16 protein-coding genes are annotated in these 19,407 nt (G+C 68.3%); 10 read left to right on the top strand and 6 right to left on the bottom strand.

Features of this window, described 5'->3' with window-relative positions:
• Positions 1 to 26 precede the first annotated feature (26 nt).
• Positions 27 to 530: a DUF3515 domain-containing protein gene (locus LDO86_RS11930; protein ID WP_018768313.1), complete on the bottom strand. Its 504-nt coding sequence runs from the start codon at positions 528 to 530 to the stop codon at positions 27 to 29.
• Positions 531 to 599: 69 nt separating this feature from the next.
• On the opposite strand from LDO86_RS11930, the gene thiL reads away from it, so the two are divergent.
• From thiL to rsmD, 4 genes are read left to right on the top strand one after another with little or no spacing between them, the layout of a single operon-like run.
• A complete protein-coding gene (thiL, locus tag LDO86_RS11925; RefSeq protein WP_018768312.1) occupies positions 600 to 1,646 on the top strand; it encodes a thiamine-phosphate kinase in 1,047 nt (348 codons plus the stop codon).
• 22 nt (positions 1,647 to 1,668) lie between these two features.
• Positions 1,669 to 2,655, top strand: a complete 987-nt coding sequence (locus LDO86_RS11920; RefSeq protein ID WP_018768311.1) for a DAK2 domain-containing protein — start codon at positions 1,669 to 1,671, stop codon at positions 2,653 to 2,655.
• Entirely contained in the window at positions 2,645 to 4,915 is a 2,271-nt protein-coding gene (locus LDO86_RS11915) for an ATP-dependent DNA helicase RecG (protein WP_018768310.1), read from the top strand. Before LDO86_RS11920 ends, LDO86_RS11915 begins: the two co-directional genes overlap by 11 nt.
• A gap of 42 nt (positions 4,916 to 4,957) precedes the next feature.
• Positions 4,958 to 5,617, top strand: coding sequence for a 16S rRNA (guanine(966)-N(2))-methyltransferase RsmD (gene rsmD / locus LDO86_RS11910; protein WP_051081314.1), 660 nt, complete (start codon positions 4,958 to 4,960; stop codon positions 5,615 to 5,617).
• Between the two features lie 29 nt (positions 5,618 to 5,646).
• Here the strand turns inward: rsmD and LDO86_RS11905 are convergent, their stop codons facing one another.
• Positions 5,647 to 6,435 carry a fused MFS/spermidine synthase gene (locus tag LDO86_RS11905; protein ID WP_018768308.1) on the bottom strand — a complete coding sequence of 263 codons (789 nt, stop codon included), beginning with the start codon at positions 6,433 to 6,435 and terminating at the stop codon, positions 5,647 to 5,649.
• On the bottom strand, positions 6,435 to 7,664 hold the full coding sequence (locus tag LDO86_RS11900) for an aminotransferase class I/II-fold pyridoxal phosphate-dependent enzyme (protein ID WP_224083993.1): 1,230 nt from the start codon (positions 7,662 to 7,664) through the stop codon (positions 6,435 to 6,437). Before LDO86_RS11900 ends, LDO86_RS11905 begins: the two co-directional genes overlap by 1 nt.
• A gap of 43 nt (positions 7,665 to 7,707) precedes the next feature.
• Between LDO86_RS11900 and coaD the strand changes: the two genes are divergently transcribed.
• From coaD to mutM, 5 genes are all read left to right on the top strand, one after another.
• The gene (gene coaD / locus LDO86_RS11895) at positions 7,708 to 8,208 is read left to right on the top strand and encodes a pantetheine-phosphate adenylyltransferase (protein ID WP_026265617.1); all 501 of its coding nucleotides are present in this window, start codon (positions 7,708 to 7,710) and stop codon (positions 8,206 to 8,208) included.
• A 122-nt stretch (positions 8,209 to 8,330) separates the two neighbouring features.
• Entirely contained in the window at positions 8,331 to 8,855 is a 525-nt protein-coding gene (locus tag LDO86_RS11890) for a YceD family protein (RefSeq protein ID WP_081620162.1), read from the top strand.
• Between the two features lie 36 nt (positions 8,856 to 8,891).
• Positions 8,892 to 9,095, top strand: coding sequence for a 50S ribosomal protein L32 (rpmF, locus tag LDO86_RS11885; protein WP_009356569.1), 204 nt, complete (start codon positions 8,892 to 8,894; stop codon positions 9,093 to 9,095).
• 20 nt (positions 9,096 to 9,115) lie between these two features.
• Complete coding sequence (gene rnc, locus LDO86_RS11880; RefSeq protein ID WP_018768303.1) at positions 9,116 to 9,844, top strand: ribonuclease III; 729 nt, start codon at positions 9,116 to 9,118, stop codon at positions 9,842 to 9,844.
• 6 nt (positions 9,845 to 9,850) lie between these two features.
• Complete coding sequence (mutM, locus tag LDO86_RS11875) at positions 9,851 to 10,819, top strand: bifunctional DNA-formamidopyrimidine glycosylase/DNA-(apurinic or apyrimidinic site) lyase (protein WP_018768302.1); 969 nt, start codon at positions 9,851 to 9,853, stop codon at positions 10,817 to 10,819.
• A 30-nt stretch (positions 10,820 to 10,849) separates the two neighbouring features.
• Here the strand turns inward: mutM and LDO86_RS11870 are convergent, their stop codons facing one another.
• From LDO86_RS11870 to LDO86_RS11860, 3 genes are read right to left on the bottom strand one after another with little or no spacing between them, the layout of a single operon-like run.
• Positions 10,850 to 11,821 (bottom strand): NAD-dependent epimerase/dehydratase family protein, encoded by a 972-nt coding sequence (locus LDO86_RS11870; RefSeq protein ID WP_018768301.1) that lies wholly within the window; start codon positions 11,819 to 11,821, stop codon positions 10,850 to 10,852.
• Positions 11,818 to 14,502 carry an alpha/beta fold hydrolase gene (locus LDO86_RS11865; protein ID WP_026265616.1) on the bottom strand — a complete coding sequence of 895 codons (2,685 nt, stop codon included), beginning with the start codon at positions 14,500 to 14,502 and terminating at the stop codon, positions 11,818 to 11,820. Before LDO86_RS11865 ends, LDO86_RS11870 begins: the two co-directional genes overlap by 4 nt.
• Positions 14,496 to 15,518, bottom strand: coding sequence for a 3-oxoacyl-ACP synthase III (locus LDO86_RS11860; protein ID WP_026265615.1), 1,023 nt, complete (start codon positions 15,516 to 15,518; stop codon positions 14,496 to 14,498). The genes LDO86_RS11865 and LDO86_RS11860 overlap by 7 nt, the downstream gene beginning before the upstream one ends.
• A 229-nt stretch (positions 15,519 to 15,747) precedes the next feature.
• Here LDO86_RS11860 and smc point away from each other — a divergent pair, with 229 nt between their 5' ends.
• Positions 15,748 to 19,371: a chromosome segregation protein SMC gene (gene smc / locus LDO86_RS11855; RefSeq protein ID WP_018768298.1), complete on the top strand. Its 3,624-nt coding sequence runs from the start codon at positions 15,748 to 15,750 to the stop codon at positions 19,369 to 19,371.
• The last annotated feature ends 36 nt before the right edge of the window (positions 19,372 to 19,407 follow it).

Here is a 19,407-nt window from a genome sequence, read left to right as displayed (position 1 = left end):
CCCGGCGTGGGCCCACCCGCCTGGACCTACCGGCTCTTCGGCAGGTTCTGCAGGTCTTCCTGGCCCACGCAGTTCCGTGCTGACGGCACCTTTTCGGCAGCTGCTGCCAGGTCCGCGAGTACGGTTGCGGAGCTGATTTTGTCCGGGTCCATCAGGATTTCCGTGGCCGGTTCCCGCCCGTAGGTGGTCAGCGTCCACACGGGGTCGCCCTCCTTGATGACCCAGTCGACGCCGTTGACGGTCACGCAGCGGTCCGTCGTAGGGCCCGGCACATTGACGCCGCAGCGGAGGATGACAAGCGACGGGTCGCCCCAGGCTGCGGTGGCCTGGCTGTTGGTCTTCCGGAGCTTTGAATCGCCGATGGCGTCCGGCAGGGCCACCATCATCGGTGCGCACAGCGGATTGGCGGCGTCCCTGGCGGGCGTGACGTCCACCGCGGGGGAGCAGGCGGTCAAGGAAAGGGCGGCAATTCCCCCAACCATCGCCATCCTGGCGGCACGGGCGGACAGGGGCAGCTGGGGATGGTGCATGATCCCAGCCTATCGCCGACGTCGTCCCCGCCCGGACACGATGTCGGCCGGGCGCGGTAGCGTAGTGGCGTGCCTGAAGACCTCCGTAACCGCGTCGCCTGCCAGCCCACCGTCGCCGGCCTTTCCGAAGCCGAGCTGCTGGACCGGATTTTTCCGCGCCTCCGGATGGCCGGGGGCCACACCGCCAGCACGTTGCTGGGTCCCGGCGATGACGCCGCCGTCGTCGCAGCCCCGGACGGCAGAACCGTCATCAGCATCGACACCCAGGTCCAGGACCAGGACTTCCGCCTCCTGTGGCCCAACGGCTACCGCACCACCGGGTTCGACGTAGGATGGAAGGCTGCGGCACAAAACCTCAGCGACATCAACGCCATGGGCGCACAGGCAATGTCCATGGTGGTCAGCCTCACCCTCACCGTGGACACGCCCGTGAGGTGGGTGGAGGACCTGGCGGACGGGTTGACAGCCGGAATCCGTGAACTTGGCGCCGCGCGTTGCTCCGTGGCCGGCGGGGACCTGGGCCGGGGCCGCGAAATCTCGGTAACCGTGGCGGTGCTGGGGACGCTCGACGGCGGACAGCCGGTCCTGCGGTCCGGCGCCCGGGCGGGGGACATCCTGGCGCTGGCAGGAACAGCAGGCCATGCCGCCGCAGGCCTGGCGCTGCTTGAATCGGACATCGCCGTGGACACCCTCACCCCGGCGGAGCGCGCCTTCGTGGACCTGCAGTGCCGGCCGCGTCCGCCGCTGCATGCCGGGCCTGCAGCCCGGGCGGCGGGTGCCACGGCAATGCTGGACATCTCGGACGGACTCCTGCGGGACGGCAAGCGGCTGGCCGCCGCCAGCAACGTCGCCGTCGCGCTCGATCCGGCCGGCCTGGCGCAACTGGCGGACCTCCTGGCCCCCGCCTCCGCCCGCCTGGGCGGGGACGGCACGGCATGGGTGCTGGGCGGCGGAGAGGACCACGGGCTCCTGGCCACATTCCCGGCGGGCGTTCAGCTGCCACCCGGATTCACTGCGATAGGCTCGATACATGCACTCGGTACCGACGAAGGCCCGGGCGTCCTGATTGCGGGCCGGGCCGCGGACACCGGGGGATGGGATCACTTTGCACACTAAGGTTGCCGCCAACGCGCTGGCGATGAAGAGGTGGCTGGGCAAGGCTGAAACTGCCCTGGGAAACCACAGCGACCGGCTCAACGCCATCAACATCTTCCCGGTGGCCGACGGCGACACGGGCACCAACCTCTATCTCACCGTGCGCGCTGCCGCCCGCTCCCTGGTGCTCGCCGAGGATCAGCCGGCCCCGGTCGACGTCGGGGAAGTCCTTGCCACGGCCGGGCAGGCCGCCATGGAGGAAGCCAGGGGAAACTCGGGAACTCTTTTTTCCGTGTTTCTTTGCGCCGCCGCGGAACCCCTTGCCGGCCATACCCGGTTGACCTCCACGCTCCTGTCGGCAGCGCTGAACCGTGCCCAGATCCGCGCATGGTCCGCACTGAGTGATCCAGTTCCGGGAACCATGTTGTCGGTCATGGAAGCGGCAGCCCGTGCGGCAGCCGCCGTCGACTCCGCCCAGGACGGCGATGACAGCAACCATGCGCTGGGCCTGGCCCTGGACGCGGCGGTGGAGGGTGCGCTGGCCGCCGTGATCCACACCGAGGAGCAGCTCGATGCCCTGCAGTCCGCCCATGTGGTGGACGCGGGCGGCGTGGGCATGCTGCTGATCCTCGACTGCCTCCGCTCCGCCGTCCTGGGCGAGGAATTGCAGAGCGAACTCCTCGATGGCCTGCACGGCTACGACGTCTCCGATCCCCACATCCACACTTCCATCCCGGACGACGACGGCGTGGAAGTCATGTGCACCATCAACCTTTCGCCCCTGAATGCCGCCACCCTCCGGCAGCGGCTGGACGAGATCGGCGAGTCCGTCATCATGAGCCAGGTGGGCAACGGCTCGGATCCCGAGGGCAACTACCGGTGGCGGGTCCACGTCCACGTTCCGGAACCTGACGCGGCCGTGGACATCATCAGGTCGCTGGGGGAGCCGTCCCAGATCAGCATCAGCGAGTTGGCGCTTCCCCGGGACCCGGATGCGGAAAAGGTGAACACCGGCGGGCATGAACGCTGAGCTGGACCTCGCCCTGGAACGCCGAATCGGAAAGCGCTCCGCGGCCGTCATTGAAAAACACCTTGGCATCACCACTGTCGAAGGCCTCCTCAATTACTTTCCCCGCCGCTACCTCATGCGCGGTGAGCTGACTCCCATCAGCGAGCTCCCGCTCAATGAGGACGTCACCCTCATCGCCCGGGTGCTGTCCAGCAGCACGCGGGCAATGCAGGCACGGCGGGGGACCATCACGGACGTCATCGTTTCCGACGACGACGGGCAGCAGGGCCTCCGGCTGGTGGGCGGCAGGGACTACCACGGCAAAGTGCCCGGGACCCTCAAGATCAGCTTCTTCAACGGCTACAAGGCAAAAGCCGAGCTCCTGCAGGGACGGCGGGCGCTGTTCTCGGGAAAAGTCACCAGCTTCAAAGGCCAGCTGGGCCTCACCAACCCGGACTTCCAGCTCCTGGACGATGACCCCTTCGTGCAGGGCACCGGTGACCCCGCGAAACTCGCCGCGATGCCCATCCCCGTGTATCCCGCCACAGCCAAGCTTCCCAGCTGGAGGATCCAGAAGGTGATCGGCACCCTGCTCGAAACCGTGGACCTGGGTGCGCTGCCGGATCCGCTTCCACCTACGGTCGCCGCGAGGGAAGGCTTCCTGCCCGTGGCGGAGGCGTACCGGCTCATCCACGCGCCGGAAATCGCCGCCGACTGGAAACGCGCCCGGGACCGGTTCCGGTACCAGGAAGCCCTGGTGCTGCAATCAGCGCTTGCCAGGCGCCGGGCCCAGCTCGCCGCCGAGGAAGCCACCGCACGGCGCCCTGTCACAGACGGTCTCCTGGCTGCCTTCGACCAGGACCTGCCCTTCACGCTCACAGCCGGCCAGGCCGCCGTCGGCAAGACCCTCGCCGCGGAACTGGCGCAGGCAGCCCCCATGAACCGGCTGCTGCAGGGTGAAGTGGGCTCAGGGAAAACCGTGGTGGCGCTGCGGGCCATGTTGCAGGTGATCGACGCCGGCGGCCAGGCCGCACTCCTGGCGCCCACCGAAGTGCTCGCCGCCCAGCATTACGACTCCATCCGCCGCACCCTGGGCGTGCTCTCCAGCGACGGACTCCTCGGCGGGCCGTCCGGGGGCAACGGGCCGTCCGTGCAGGTCACGCTTCTGACCGGGTCCATGCCCACTGCGGCACGGAAACAAGCCATGCTGGACGCCGCCTCGGGGACCGCAGGAATCATCATCGGCACCCACGCCCTCCTCAGTGACAACGTGTCCTTCTACGACCTCGGCCTGATCGTGGTGGACGAGCAGCACCGCTTCGGTGTGGAACAGCGCGATGCCCTGCGGGCGAAGGCCCGGAAACCGCCGCACCTGCTCGTCATGACCGCCACGCCCATTCCCCGCACCGTAGCGATGACCGTGTTTGGCGACCTTGAGACCTCCACCCTCGACGAACTGCCAAAGGGCCGGGCCCCGATCACCACCTACCTCGTGGGCCTTGCGGAAAATCCCGGCTGGGTGGCACGGATCTGGGCACGTGCCCGGGAAGAGATCGACGCCGGCCACCAGGTGTACGTGGTCTGTCCCAAGATCGGAACAGACGACGACGGCGACTTCAGCCCGGGGGAGGCGGCACCTCCCGGCATGGACACAGAGGAGACGCGGGAGCTCGCGTCGGTCACCGCCGTCGTGGACCATCTTCAGGGCGAGCCCTCGCTGGCAGGGGTGCCGCTGGCTCCCCTACACGGACGCCAGGACCCCGACCTGAAGACGGAGACCATGGCCGGGTTCACCGCCAACCGCATCAAGCTGCTCGTCTCCACCACCGTGATCGAAGTGGGGGTGGACGTCCACAACGCCACCCTGATGGTCATCCTGGACGCCGACAGGTTCGGCATCTCCCAGTTGCACCAGCTTCGCGGCCGTGTGGGCCGCGGCGGACTGCCGGGAACCTGCCTGCTGGTCACCGCCCTGGAACCGGGCCACCCAAGCCGGCGGCGGCTGGATGCCGTGGCGGCCACCACCGACGGGTTTGTGCTCTCCCAGGAAGACCTCAAACTGCGGCGCGAGGGCGACATCCTGGGCGCTTCCCAGTCCGGCGGACGGTCCACATTGAAACTGCTGCGGGTGCTCGAACACGAAGACGTCATCGCCCGGGCCAGGGAGGACGCCCAGGCGATCGTAGGCGGCGACCCGTTGCTGTCCGGCTACCCGGAACTCGCGGACGCCATCGAGAAATACCTCAACCCTGAGAAGGAGGCGTTCCTTGAACGCGGTTAGCAAAGAAAGCGGAGCGGGCGCCGGCGGATCGCGGTGGGCACGGTGACCAGGATTATCTCCGGCGTTGGTGGCGGAACGCCGTTGGCGGCGGTTCCCGGGTCCTTGACCAGGCCTACGACAGACCGGGTGAAGGAAGCTCTGTTCTCCCGCCTGGACGCCTTCGAGGTGATTTCCGGGGCGCGGGTGCTTGATCTATACGCGGGTTCGGGTTCCCTGGGGGTGGAAAGCGCCAGCAGGGGAGCCGCGACAGTGGACCTGGTGGAATCCGACGCCAAGGCCAGCGGTGTGTGCCAGCGCAACGCGGACCTCATTAACGGAGTCCTGGGCCGAAAGGCCGTCACGGTGCACCGCTCCAGGGTGGAACCTTTCCTGGACCGGGCCGCGGAATCTGCGGCCTGGGACCTGGTGTTCCTGGATCCGCCGTATCCGTTGGAGGAAGCCGCACTGTCGGCGGTGCTGCAGAAGCTCGCCGCGCACCTGGTCCCGGGTGCCGTTGTGGTGGTGGAACGCTCGTCCCGCTCCCCGGAACCGCAGTGGCCGGACGGGATGACGAGGTTCGCCGAAAAGAAGTACGGGGAAACCCGGCTGTGGTTCGCCGAGCCGTTCGTGCCCGACGCCATCGCTCCGGATGACCTGGCCGATGTTGCCGGACCTGACACTGCCGGATTCGAGGCCGCCGGGCCGGACACCCAGGGCGCCTAGCCCGACAAGGCGTTCAGCCGGACAGGCGTTTAGCGTGAGAAGGGGTCCAGGTCCATTCCCGCCAGGACACGTGCGGGGTGGGGGCCCCGTGCGGTCAGCTCAGCTGTCCACGATTCCGGCCACGGGCCCTGCGTTCCTGCCAGGATGATGTTGCCCGGATACCTGCCCTCGAACATTCCCGCTTCCGCAACGGCGCCCACATCCGCCATGGCTGCGCGCATCGCCGCCACCTGGCTCCTGACCAGTGTGAGGGCGGCCTCGTCGCCCACATTGACGATCAGCAGGCCGTCCGGGCGCAAACGCTCCCTGGCCTCGCGGTAGAAACCGCTGGTGGCGATGTGGGCCGGCGCCTCCGGGCCGGAAAAGATGTCCAGGATCACGACGTCGAACGTGAGCTCCGGATCGAGGGCACCGAGCGCCTCGCGGGCGTCGCCGATGATGGTGGTGAGGTCCGTTCCGTCGGGCATGGGAAGGTGCCGGAGGACAAAGTCCAGCAGCTCACGTTCCAGCTCAACCGCGTACTGGACCGAGCCGGGACGGGTCGCCTGGATGTACCGCGCAAGCGTCAGCGCCCCTGCCCCGAGGTGGAGCGCGCTGACCGGCTCGCCGGGAGGGGCGGCCAGGTCCACCAGGTGTCCGATCCTGCGGAGGTACTCGTAGAAAATGTCCTCGGGCCGGTCGAGGTTGACGTGGGATTGTTCTGATCCGCCGATGCTCAGTACATAGCCCCCGTCAATGAACGCATCGGATTCGATGCCGGCGTGCTGGCCAGTGGTCCGCAGGAAGCGGCTGGCGTGCACGCCGCTGCCGCCGGACATCAGAGCCTGCCACGGAGGGTGGACAGCCGCGCCGCAGCCTCCTCCAGGACTTCTGTTTTCTTGCAGAAGGCGAACCGGAGCAGGCTTCGCATCCGTTCCGCGCCTTCCGCATGGCAGAAGACCGGAACGGGAATGGCCGCCACACCCACCAGTGCCGGCAGGCGGCGGGCGAGGTCCAGGGCGTCGGTGATGCCCAGCGGCGCCGTATCCACATTGACGAAGTAGGTTCCCTGCGGGGTGAAAACGTCAAAGCCCGCCGCCCGGAGCCCGGCGCTGAGGATGTCCCGTTTCTTCCCGAGGGCGGCTGCGATGCCCGTGTAGAAACCGTCCGGCAACGCCAGTCCCTTGGCGATCGCGGCCTGGAAGGGAGTGCCTGAGCTGTAGGTAAGGAACTGCTTGACCGTGCGGACGGCGGCGACCAGCTCCTCGGGCCCGCTCAGCCAGCCGATCTTCCAACCGGTCAGGGAGAAGGTCTTTCCGGCAGAGGAAATGGTGATGGTGCGGGCGGCGGCGCCTGGAAGGGTGGCAACGGGGGTATGGGCCACGCCGAAGGTGAGGTGCTCGTACACCTCATCCGTGATGACGATGCTGCCATGCTTTTCCGCGAGCTCCACCACGCGCTGCAGGACGGCCGGCGGAAAAACGGCGCCGGTGGGATTGTGCGGATTGTTCAGCAGTACCACGCGGGTCCGCTCGTTGAACGCTGCCTCCAAAGCCGCCAGGTCCGGCATGAAGTCCGGGGCGGCCAGCGGCACCGTTACGTGGGAGGCGCCGGAAAGCCCAATGACCGCGCCGTAGGAGTCATAGAAGGGCTCGAACGTCAGGACCTCATCGCCCGGTCCGGCGAAGGCGAGGAGGGCGGCGGCGATGCCCTCGGTAGCCCCGGTGGTAATGATGACCTCCGTGGCCGGGTCCGGCGCCAGCCCGTAGAACCGTTCCTGGTGTGCGGCCACCGCCTCTCGCAGTTCGGGGAGGCCCTTGCCGGGTGCGTACTGGTTGGCTCCCGCTGCGATGGCTGCCCGGGCGGCCTCCCGGATTTCGGCCGGGCCGTCCTCATCGGGGAAGCCCTGTCCCAGGTTGATGGCCCCGGTCTGGACGGCCAGGGTGGTCATCTCTTCGAAGATGGTGACACCCAGCCTGCCATCGGGTGCCAGGAGGTTGGCTCCGAGCGCTGTGCGCTGCCAGGGCGCAGGTGCCAAGGGGGTGGAAAGTTCCCGTGGTGGATGCATCCAGTCATGGTATCCCGGCCTTTCCATGGGGTAGGTTCGGAGCATGAGACGCGCTGTGTGCCCCGGATCCTTCGACCCCATCCACAACGGCCATCTCGAAGTCATTGCACGGGCTGCCGGTCTTTTCGACGAGGTCATCGTGGCCATCTCCACCAACTACGCCAAGAAGTACATGTTCAGCCTGGAAGAGCGGCTGGAAATGGCGCGCGAAACGTTGGCGCTGCTCAAGGGCATCGTGGTGGAACCGGTGGGCGAGGGGCTCCTGGCCGAGTATTGCCGCCAGCGGGGCGTGTCGGCCATCGTCAAGGGGCTCCGGTCCTCGTCGGACTTTGACTACGAGCTCCCCATGGCCACCATGAACCGCCAGCTGAGCGGAGTGGAGACGGTCTTCCTTCCGGCCGAGGCCAGCTACGTCCATTTGTCCTCCACCCTCATCAAAGAGGTGTCGTCCCTGGGCGGCAGCGTGTCCGCTTATGTGCCCCGTTCTGTGCACCGGCGGATGGTTTCCGGCGAGCCTTCGGCGGATCAGCAGCCAAAGCGGTAGGCTGGATCGGTACTTCGGCGCTGCCTCCTGCCGGTTTGAGTCACTGCGGCTCTTCAGGCTAAGATGGTACGTCGGTCATATGTTCAACAGGAGTTCTCATTAACAGAGATGCTGGTTCGCCCTTGGCGTTCGACGTCAAGGACCTCGGGCGCAGCCCGGGAAGCATGCGGACGCTGACGGAACATGTACCCGCACCGGGTGATCTTGGTGTGGCGCTCATTGGTGTTCAGGAAGGCTCGGATGTCGAGCTGGATCTGAGGCTGGAGGCCGTACACGAAGGAATTCTGGTATCAGGAACCGTGGTTGCCGAAGTTACTGGCGAGTGCGGCCGATGCCTGGATCCCCTTGCGTATGACCTTGAGGTCAATGTGCAAGAACTTTTCTTCTACGAGGGCATTCAGCTTTCGGATGGAGAAGATGATGAAGAGCAACGTCGAGTCGAGCACGATGTAATCGATCTTGAACCGGTGTTGCGGGACGCGGTTGTCACCAATCTGCCGTTCCAGCCGGTGTGCCGGGAAGACTGCCAGGGCCTTTGCTCCGAATGCGGAGTTCGCCTGGAAGACGAGCCGGGGCACCACCACGAGGTCCTGGATCCTCGCTGGGCTGCCCTAGCTGATATGGCTAAGCCTGACCGGCAAAATTGATTTGTACGTGTTTGTCTAGAGAGAAATGAGTTAGCCGTGGCTGTTCCCAAGCGGAAAATGTCTCGCTCGAATACCCGCGCCCGCCGCTCGCAGTGGAAGGCGACCGCCCCCCACCTGGTGAAGACCGTTGAGAACGGCCAGGTCACCTACAGCCTGCCGCACCAGGCAAAGGTCGTTACCGACTCTGCCGGCACCGCGCTGTTCCTTGAGTACAAGGGCCGCAAGGTCGCTGACGTCTAATCGGCCCAACAGGCTGACTGATGTCTTCAACTGAAGAGCTTCTGAAGCGTCTCGGTGTCACTATTGACGCCGGGACGCTTCGTCTTGCGCTTACCCACCGTTCGTACGCATACGAAAACGGCGGCATACCCACCAATGAGCGGCTCGAGTTCCTGGGCGACTCCATTTTGGGATTCTCCGTCACTGATGCCCTCTACCGGGACAACCCGGACCTGCCTGAAGGCGAACTCGCCAAGCGCCGGTCCGCCGTCGTCAGTACCCGGGCCCTGGCCGGCATCGGCCGCAGTCTTGGCATTGGCGAGTACATCTACCTGGGGCAGGGCGAAAAGCTCACCCACGGCAAGAACAAGGCCTCCATCCTCGCGGACACCATGGAGGCCCTGATCGGGGCAACGTACGTCTCCAACGACATCGAAACCGCGCGCCAGCTGGTCATGCGGCTGATCGGTCCGCTGCTGAAGGACGCCGCCGTCCTGGGCGCCGGCACGGACTGGAAGACCAGCATCCAGGAACTCGCCGCCAGCCGGCAGCTGGGCACCATCCACTATGCGGTGGAGGGCTCCGGCCCGGACCACGCCCGTACCTTCATGGCGGTGCTGAACATTGGCGGCACGGCCTACGGCAAGGGCTCCGGCCATTCCAAGAAGGAAGCCGAACAGGAGGCGGCGGCAGACGCCTGGCGGGTACTCTCCGGAACCGGGGCCCAGGCCGCGCCCAGCCCCTCCGCAGGCTCCGTAGCCGCCAAGTAGCGCTCCATGCCTGAGCTGCCCGAGGTCGAAGTGGTGCGCCGCGGCCTGGTGAACTGGGTCCGCGGCAGAACCATCCGGGCCGTGGACGTCATCGATCCCCGCTCCATCCGGCGTCACGCCCTTGGCGTAGACGACTTCATCGGCAACCTCGAAGGCGCCACGGTGGCCGACGTCGTGCGGCGCGGCAAGTTCCTCTGGATGCCGCTGCTGGACGGCACCGCCGCGCAGCCGGACTGCGGGGAGGACACCCTTGTTCCGAAGGTGGCACTCATGGCGCATCTGGGCATGAGCGGGCAGCTGCTGATGCAGGACCCCGGCGTTCCCGATGAAAAGCACCTCAAGGTCCGTTTCCGGCTCAGTCCCCGGGGTGGCATGCCGGACCAGCTGCGGTTCGTGGACCAGCGGATCTTCGGAGGCCTTTTTGTCACCGCCCTGGTACCCACGGACGACGGCGGCCCGGGCGGCCTGGCGGAATCCCCCCTTCCCTTGATCGCCGCGGAGGCAGCACACATCGCCCGCGATCCGCTGGACCCTTCCTTCTCTTTCGACCTCTTTTACCAGCGGCTTCGGAAGCGCCGGACCGGCCTGAAGCGGGCACTGCTGGACCAGGGCCTGGTCTCGGGGATCGGAAACATCTACGCGGACGAAGCCCTGTGGCAGGCCCGGCTGCATTACGCCCGGCCCACCGACACCCTGCGCCGGGGCGAGGCCCGGCGTGTCCTCGACAGCGCCCGCGGGGTCATGCTCGATGCCCTGGCCGCAGGAGGTACCAGCTTCGATTCCCTGTACGTCAACGTCAATGGCGCCTCAGGTTACTTTGACCGGTCACTCAACGCGTACGGCCGCCAGGGTGAGCCGTGCACAAGGTGCGCGGCCGCAGGGATCCAGTCGATCATCCGCCGCGAGCAGTTCATGAACCGTTCGTCCCACACCTGCCCGGTGTGCCAGCCGCGGCCACGCAACGGCCGCTGGTAGTACAGGCCCGGCCCAGCTCCTCCGGAGCGGTCAGCGGGAGCCGTAGTATGCGGCCAACCGCGCCAGGCCCTCGTCGATCGAGACGGCCGGAGTCCAGTCGAGGAGTTCCCGGGTTTCGCGCTGGTCGAACCAGTGGGCGGTGGAGAGCTGCTCCGCAAGGAACTTCGTCATGGGCGGTTCGTCCTGCATTCCAAGCCTCAGCCACACCTTTTCCACTACGGATCCCGCGGACCGGGCAAGATGTCCCGGCACGGACCACGACGGAGCAGGCACGCCACCGGCGGCGCAGATGCCGGCAATCAGTTCGCCCACCGGCCGTGGCTCGCCGTTGCTGACAACCAGTGCCCTGCCATGGATATGGCCGATGCGGTCCAGCGCGGCAACGATCGCCGACGCGGCATTGTCCACATACGTGGTGTCGATCAGGGCAGCACCCGCATCCAGCAGCGGCAGCCGGTGCCGGGCCGCGCGCGCCAGCACCCGTTCCACCAACTGGGTGTCCCCGGGCCCCCAGACCACATGCGGCCGTACGGCAGCAACGCGGAAGTCCGCGGCGTCCGCGGCAAGGGCCAGCAGTTCGGCCTGGGCCTTGGTGCGGGAGTAGTCCCCGTGGGCACGTTCCGGGTCCGCCGGCTCTGCGCCCAGGCCCGCAATGGCGGCGCCGGAATTGGCCACTGACGGGGAGGACACGTAGACCAGGTCCCTCACACCGGCCGCGCGGGCGGCGAGGAGCAGCCGTCGGGTGCCCTGGACGTTTACCTCGTCGAACTCGGCGGCACGGCCCGTGAAGGAGACCTTGGCCGCCAGGTGGATGACCGCCTCGGCACCCCGGACGGCAGCGCCGACGGCGGCATCATCGGTGAGGGATCCGCGGTGGTCGGTGGCGCCGTCGACCCCTGAGGGACGCCGCTGGAAGGTGGTGACGTCATGGCCCCGGCGCACCAGTTGTCCGGCGACTTCACGGCCCAGGAGTCCGCTTGCACCGGTGACGAGGACTTTCATGGCGTCCCCGCGCGTCCGCCGGCCAGGACGGACTCAGCCCACCGGGACAGGCGCGTCCGGTCAATCTTTGCGTTGTGGCGGATATCGGTGGGCTGCGCGGGGACCACCAGGACGGCGGCCACGGAAACGCCCGCCAGGCGGGCGGCCTCCCGGACTTGTCCAGCCAGTTCCGGACCGGCGGGGCCCGCTTTCCGGACGGGCGGGACGGTCTCGACGACGGCGGTGACGGCCTGCGTCCCCGCTGGCCCCACGCCAACGATCGCGGCCATGCGGATGCCGGCCACCCGTTCGATGGCCTGTTCGGCGCCTACCGGGGTCACCACCGAACCGGGCGCGGTGACGACGTGCGCAAGCCGGCCTTCCACCCACAGCCGGCCGTCGGAGTCGAAGTGGCCTACGTCGCCGGTGCGGTGCCATCCGGCCACGCCGGTGCTGGCCTCCTGGGTCAGCCAGAGCCGGTCGTACATATCCTTGACGTGCGGAGCACTGACCAGGATTTCACCGGTGATTCCCGCGTCCGTGACAGGAGTTGAACCGGGGGCGGTACCGTCTGCCGCCAAGGGGATGACGGCTACCTGGGCGCCGTGGACGGGCCGGCCCACGCAGACGCCGTTGCCGGCCCCGGGCTTTGTCCCGGATCCGGCGTCGAAGGCCGCGGTCCGGATTTGTTCGAGGCTGATGTCGGTGACGGGCAGGGCCTCCGTCATTCCGTAAGGCGTGTGCAGGGAGGCACCCGGCAGCAGCCGCTGCACTTCCGCAAGGAGCGGCTCCGGAACGGGAGCGCCGGCGGAGAGCAGCAGTTCAACGCGTTTCAGGGCTGCCGTGCCCTCCGCGGTGAGTCCGCCGCCGGTGGCGACCACGTTGCGCAGGGCAGCCGGGGACGCGAAGACCACTGTGGCGTCGATGGCCGCTGCGGCATCCGCGAGGGCTCGTGCCGTCAGGGTTCGTGGTGCGGTGACGTCCATCGCCGGCGTTACGGACACGGTTCCCAGAGCTGGTCCCAGCAAGGCGAAGGGCGCGAAACCCGCCACCAGCCGCTGGCCCGGATGGATCCCAAAGGTTTCGGCCACGGTGTCCCGCATGGCGGCGAGTTGCCGGTGCGTGTACAGAACCCCCTTGGCCGGACCCGTGGAGCCGGAGGTGAAGAGCACGGCGGCGGGGGAGTCCGGGGCCGCGGAGTATGTTCCGTCGCCGTGGCCAGGCCCGGCGGAGGGCACGGTACCCGCCCTCGCCAGCCCGGCCAGGGACGTTTCCACCCCGAGGATCCGCCGGCGGGCGGGCGGCAGGTCGCGCACGCTGATGCGCCTGGCCGCCCAGCCCAGGGCGCGGGCAGCGGCCAGTGCCTTGTCAATGCCTATCAGGAAGTCCGGGGTTGCCCCCTTGACGGCCCGGCTCAATCCCTTCGTACCCAGGCCGGCATCGGCCACCACCACCACGGCTCCCAGCCGCAGGCAGGCATAAAGGGCCACGGTCAGGTCCACCCCGGGCGGGACCATGAGGCTCACCCGGCTGCCCGGCCTTACGCCTGCCAGGTGCAGGCCGGTGGCCAGGCGGTCGACGTCAGAGTCCAGCTGCTGCCACGTGAGGGCGCGGGCCACGGTGCCGTCCGCAGCCATTTCGACGACGGCCGGCTCACCTCCGGCGGGTCCTGCCGCCTGTTCGGCGAGGAGCGTCCACAATGGCCGGAAACCTTCGCGGGCCGGTGGCTGGGAAGCGGCGTTCCCCGTCGCGGGCGAACCGTTGCCGCCGCCGCTGACCCGCCCGGCCAGCCAGTCGAAAACCGCCGGGGCGATGTCCCGGTCCTCCGCGAGCAGGTGTCCTGCGCCCTCGTAGCGGTGCACGTCAGCATGCGGGAGGCGGGTGATGAGGTCCTTGAGATAGCGGTCGGAAAAAATCGGGTCGCGCGGACCCCACAGCATCAGGGCAGGGACCTTCAGGTTCCGGAGGCCTTCCGCCACGCCGCCGAGCGCGGCAAAGCTGGGATGCGAGGCGTCCACGGGGATGTCGGCAACAAAGTTTCCCACCCCGGCCCGCCGCGCGGCTCCGCGGTAGGGGGCCGTGTAGGCGTTCCGGACGTCTGCAGGCAACGGCGGTTGCGCCAGCGAATGCGTCACCCGCAGGAAGGAATCGGAGGTGGTGGTTCCCCACTTGTGCACGGCAGGGTGGAGGGCAACGCGCAAAGCCGGGGGAATGGATGAGTCGGCAGGCTGGTGAACGGCCGTATTGGTCAGCACCACACCCGCCAGCTGGTGTTGATGTGCCAGCGCCCAGCCCAGGCTGACCACCCCGCCCCAGTCATGCCCCACCGGGACGACAGGTCCGTCCAGGGCCAGCGCGTCCGTCAGGTCGCCCAGGTCCTGGATCCTGTCAGCCAGCCGGCGGAAGGTGCCCGTCCGCTCGGAGAAGCCCATGTCGAGCTGGTCCACCGCCACCACCCGCCACGGATGAGCGGGGTCGGATCCGGCGGCCAGCAGGCTGCGCCACAGGTAGGACCAGGTGGGGTTGCCGTGCACGCACAGCAGGGTTCCTGCGGGAATCAGGCCGCGGCGGGCAAGTTCTCCGCCGTTGTCCAGCAGGTGCCAGCGGCGCACCGTACCTGGTGCATCGACACCCGCTGTGGAAGGGACATCAATTTCGCGCGACCATTCGTTGGCCACGCCCGGCCAGTCCACGATCACCAAACGATTTCCAGCATCGCGGTGTTCAGGCCGGAACCCACGCCCATGCACAGCACGCGGTCGCCGGTATCCAGGGACTGCGACTCGGCCGCCAGCGTCATGGGCAGCGAGGCCGGACCAACATTGCCCCAGTGCGGGAACGTGATGGGCACCTTGTCCGGGTCGAGGTCGATTGCGTCAATGATGGCCCGTGTATAGGCGTTGCTGACCTGGTGCGTGACGTAGCGGTCCATGGCCGCCCAGTCCCACTCGGGCTGCGCCTCATGCCACGCGTCCACGACCAGCTGGAGGCCGCCGTCGAGCAGCCCTTTCGTGTCGGTGTTCATGCCGTCGATGCCGCCCACGCACAGTTCATGGTGCTCGGTGCCGGCACGCATCACGCCGCCCACCACCCGGTGCGCACCGGGGTGCTCATCGGCCGGCCCCAGGACGGCCGCCGCAGCCCCGGACCCCAACGTCAGTGTGGCGAACTCGCGGTTGAAATCGTCGCGGGTGGTTTCCGGCCGTTGCAGCCGGGCGAGGGTCGCCTCCTGCGTCAGCTGGGCGTCCTCGCCATTGACGACGACGGCGTACCTGATCTGTCCTGAGTCGATCATGTTCGCTGCCAGGGTCAGGGCGTTCACGAACCCGAGGCACGCGTTGGCGAGGTCGAAGTTCATGGCCGACGACGGCAGGCTGAGGCCGTGGTGGATCTTCACCGCGACGGACGGTTCGAGGTTGCGCCGCGTGACAGAGGTGTTGATCAGCAGTCCGACGTCGGAGGCTTCGATGCCTGCCTCGGCCAGGGCCTTGGCGCCGGCTTCCACCGCGGCGTCATCGAACGATGTTCCGGGGGCCCACCATCGGCGGTGCGTAATGCCTGCTACCCGCTCAAGCAGCCGGGGTGGAAACTTCAGCCGCTTCAGGGTGTGCGCCAGGTGGCGGTCGAAGTCCGTGGAGCTTACAATCCTCGGAGCCTCGACGCTGCTCACCGAGAGCAGCGCGGTGTTGCTGTGGCGGAAGGTTGCATTACCTGCCAATTCAAGCCCCTCTTCGTTTCCGTCGCGCATTCATGCGGTGACTGTACCCACATATACGCAGGCTCAAGAGCTTAACTATGCCTTTGCCGGGCCGGAACCGGCATATCCGGCCGTGTCCCCTGTTCCGGTTCCGGGGGCTGCTGCCGGGAAATGTCGGTCCTGCCCAGTAGATTGTAGTGAGCCGGTTCCAGCAAAAGTGCCCTATCCGCTCCAGGAGACCAGAAAAGCCTTGCACCTCAAAAGCCTCACCGTCCGGGGGTTCAAGTCCTTTGCCTCTGCCACCACCTTCGACTTCGAACCCGGGGTCACCGCCGTCGTGGGTCCCAACGGATCCGGCAAGTCCAACGTGGTGGACGCCCTGGCCTGGGTCATGGGGGAGCAAGGGGCCAAGACCCTCCGCGGCGGCAAAATGGAGGATGTCATTTTTGCCGGGACGTCCGGGCGGCCGCCCCTGGGACGGGCCCACGTTTCGCTGACCATCGACAACACCGACGGCGCCCTCCCCATCGAATACAGCGAAGTCACCATCTCCCGGACACTCTTCCGGACGGGCGGCTCAGAATATGCCATTAACGGTGCCTCCTGCCGGCTGCTGGATATCCAGGAGCTCCTCTCCGACTCCGGGCTGGGCCGGGAAATGCATGTCATCGTGGGCCAGGGCCAGCTGGACCGCGTGCTGCACGCCACCCCCGAGGACCGCCGCGGCTTCATCGAGGAGGCGGCCGGAATCCTCAAACACCGTCGGCGCAAGGAACGGACCGTCCGGAAGCTGGAGGCGATGCAGGCCAACCTCCAGCGCCTTACCGACCTCACCGGCGAGATCCGCCGCCAGCTGACTCCCCTTGGCAAACAGGCCGAAGTGGCCCGCCGTGCCCAGCGCGTCCAGTTCGACGTCCGGGACGCCCGTGCCCGGCTGCTCGCCGATGACCTCGTCCAGCTGCAGCAGGCACTGGAGCAGGACGTGGCGGACGAGGCAGCGCTCAAAGCCCGCCGGACCGCCGTCGAACAGGAACTCGAAGCCGGGCGCCGGCAGCAGGCGGCACTGGAGCAGCTGGCGGCCGAAGCCACGCCCCGCCTCAACGCGGCGCGGGACACCTGGTACCGGCTGTCCACTGCACGCGAGCGCCTCCGGGCGCTCGGTTCGCTGGCCACCGAGCGCAGCCGCCTGCTGGGTTCCGACGATGCCGCGCCGGTTTCCGGCCGGGATCCCGAACAGCTCGAGCGCCAGGCAGCCAGGGTGCGGCAGGAGCTGGCTGAGCTTGAACAGGACATCCAGGCCAGGCGCACCACCCTGGAGGCGGCCAGCGCCGCCAAGGCCGACGCCGAGCAGGCGGCCGTGGCTGAGGACCGGCGGCTCACTGCCCAGCTCCGGGCTGCCGCGGACCGGCGGGAGGGCCTGGCCCGCCTGGCCGGACAAGTGGCGGCGGCGCGGTCCCGGGTAGAGTCCGCGCAGGCAGAACTGGGCCGGCTGCGGGAGTCCCTTGCCGCCGGCACGGAACGGCGGGCGCGCGCCCAGGCCGAGTTCACGGCCTTGGAAAACCAGGTGGCCGGCGTGGAGGAAGGGGAGGAATCCCTCGACGCCGATTACGAGGCCGCCAGTGAAGCACTTGATGCGGTCCTTCAGGAGATTGCCCGGCTCAAGGCCGCCGTCAACGAAGGCGTCCGCAAGCGGGACGCCCTTGCCGCCCGGCTCGACGCTCTTAAGCTCGGCCTGGACCGCAAGGACGGTGCCAGGCACGTACTGGAGTCAGGGCTGTCCGGGGTGCTGGGCAGCCTGGCGGCCGGGATCAGCGTGCAGGGTGGTTACGAGGCGGCGGTCGCTGCCGCGCTGGGAGAGGCCTCCGAGGCAGTCCTCGTCCAGGATCAGGACACGGCGGCCGCCGTCCTGAAGGTGCTCAAGGACGACGACGCCGGGCGGGCGTCGCTGCTCCTCGCATCAGCGGTGGCAGGCCACCTGGGTGACCCCGCCACGGAGTCCACGCCGGGAGGAGCGGCCGCCCCCAAAGCAGTGCCGCTGCCCGATGGTGCGCAATGGGCCGCCGACCTGGTGGACGGACCTGCGGAGCACATCCCGCTGGTCCGGCACCTGCTGTCCGGAACCGCCGTCGTCACAGGCATCGACGCCGCGGCTGCGCTGGTGGCCGGGCTGCCCGGACTCACGGCGGTCACCCGCGAGGGGGACGTGTTCACCGCCGTATCCGTTGCCGGCGGTTCTGCCAAGGCGCCCTCCCTCCTTGAGGTGCAGGCGGCGGTGGACGACGCCGACCGTGGCCTTTCGGCGGTCACGGCAGACCTGGAGCGGAACAGGTTCGCCCTGGCCGCCGCCGAGGCGCGCCGCGCCGGAGCGCAGGAGGAGGCGGACGCTGCCCTGGACAAACTGCACGAATCCGATGCCCGCCTGGCCGCCGTGGCCGAACGCCTGGGCCACCTGAATTCGGTCCTGCGCAGCGCCGTCGGTGAGAGCGACCGCCTGGCGGCCTCCCTGGCACGCGCTGCGGAGAACGTTGCCGCGGAGGAGGAGGCGCTCGCTGCCATCACGGCCCGGCTGGCCGCCGCCCAGGAGGCTCCGGTTGAAGAGGAGCCCTCCACCGAACAGCGGGACGCGTTGGCCCGTGCCGCATCCGCCGCCCGTGCAGCGGAAGTGGAGGCGCGGTTATCCCTGCGCAGCGCCGAAGAGCAGCTGGCGGCAACCCGCAACAGGGTGGCGTCCCTGGAGCGCGCCGCCGCCACCGAACGCCGTGCCCGGGAGGAAGCAGCCCAGCGTGCCCGGCGCCGCCGCATCCAGGCCAGGCGTGCGGCCGCCGTTTCCGCCGCGGCGGAACTGGCACTGCGTTACGTGGACGTATCGGTGGACCTCGCCCGGCACGAACGGGACCTGGCCGAGGAAAACCGCGAACAGCGTGACCGTGGGCTTCGGGACATCCGGGAAGCCAACGACGCCCTGGCCCGCGAACTGGCCGACCTCACCGACAACGTGCACCGGGATGAGCTGGCCCGTGCGCAGCAGCGGGCCAGGATCGAGGCGGTGGAATCCCGGTCCGTGGACGAGTTGGGCATCACCCCCGAAGCGCTGGTGGCAGAGTTCGGGCCGCACGTCCCGGTTCCCGTGCCTGCGGAGGAGACCGGCGACAAGTGGGCCGCGCTGCGGGCTCCCGTTGACGCCGGCGGGGAAGAAATCCGGGAAGGGAAGCCGTACGTCCGGCAGGAGCAGGAGAAACGGCTGCGCAAAGCTGAACGCGACCTCGCCAGCCTGGGCAAGGTCAACCCCCTGGCCCTGGAGGAATTCGCGGCACTGGAGGAGCGGCACCAGTTCCTCAGCACCCAGCTTGAGGACCTGAAGGCCAGCCGCCGGGACCTGCTGGACATCATCAAGGAAGTGGACGACCGGGTCCAGCGCGTCTTCGCCGAGGCGTTCGAGGACACCCAGGTCCAGTTTGTCCGGGTTTTTGAGCGGCTCTTTCCCGGCGGCGAGGGCCGCCTGGTCCTCACGGACCCGGGGGACATGCTCAGCACAGGCATCGAGGTGGAGGCCCGTCCTGCGGGCAAGAAAATTAAACGGTTGTCCCTGCTCTCCGGAGGCGAGCGGTCCCTTACCGCGGTGGCGCTGCTGGTGGCCATCTTCAAGGCGCGGCCCTCGCCGTTCTACGTCATGGACGAGGTGGAGGCGGCGCTGGACGACACCAACCTCGGCCGGTTGATCACCATCTTCGAGGAACTTCGGGAGTCCAGCCAGCTCATCGTCATCACCCACCAGAAGCGGACCATGGAGGTGGCGGACGCACTGTACGGCGTCACCATGAGGGGCGACGGCGTTTCCACGGTGATCAGCCAGCGGCTCGTTTCCGAGGTGTAGCAGGACCCGCCGGCGTCCGGCGGCCGCGGGGGCGCC

The organism is Arthrobacter sp. StoSoilB19, from assembly GCF_019977275.1.
Lineage (GTDB): Bacteria > Actinomycetota > Actinomycetes > Actinomycetales > Micrococcaceae > Arthrobacter.
Note: the sequence above shows the minus strand (reverse complement) of the source record. Positions and strands in the feature narration are given on the sequence as shown.

Bases quoted from the DNA above. Each gene is read 5' to 3' on its own strand.
- LDO86_RS11930 (WP_018768313.1), bottom strand. From the start codon at position 530: ATGCACCATCCCCAGCTGCCCCTGTCCGCCCGTGCCGCCAGGATGGCG.
- LDO86_RS11920 (WP_018768311.1), top strand. From the start codon at position 1,669: ATGAAGAGGTGGCTGGGCAAGGCTGAAACTGCCCTGGGAAACCACAGC.
- LDO86_RS11870 (WP_018768301.1), bottom strand. From the start codon at position 11,821: ATGAAAGTCCTCGTCACCGGTGCAAGCGGACTCCTGGGCCGTGAAGTC.
- mutM (WP_018768302.1), top strand. From the start codon at position 9,851: ATGCCTGAGCTGCCCGAGGTCGAAGTGGTGCGCCGCGGCCTGGTGAAC.
- LDO86_RS11905 (WP_018768308.1), bottom strand. From the start codon at position 6,435: ATGTCCGGCGGCAGCGGCGTGCACGCCAGCCGCTTCCTGCGGACCACT.
- coaD (WP_026265617.1), top strand. From the start codon at position 7,708: ATGAGACGCGCTGTGTGCCCCGGATCCTTCGACCCCATCCACAACGGC.
- LDO86_RS11915 (WP_018768310.1), top strand. From the start codon at position 2,645: ATGAACGCTGAGCTGGACCTCGCCCTGGAACGCCGAATCGGAAAGCGC.
- rnc (WP_018768303.1), top strand. From the start codon at position 9,116: ATGTCTTCAACTGAAGAGCTTCTGAAGCGTCTCGGTGTCACTATTGAC.
- LDO86_RS11900 (WP_224083993.1), bottom strand. From the start codon at position 7,664: ATGCATCCACCACGGGAACTTTCCACCCCCTTGGCACCTGCGCCCTGG.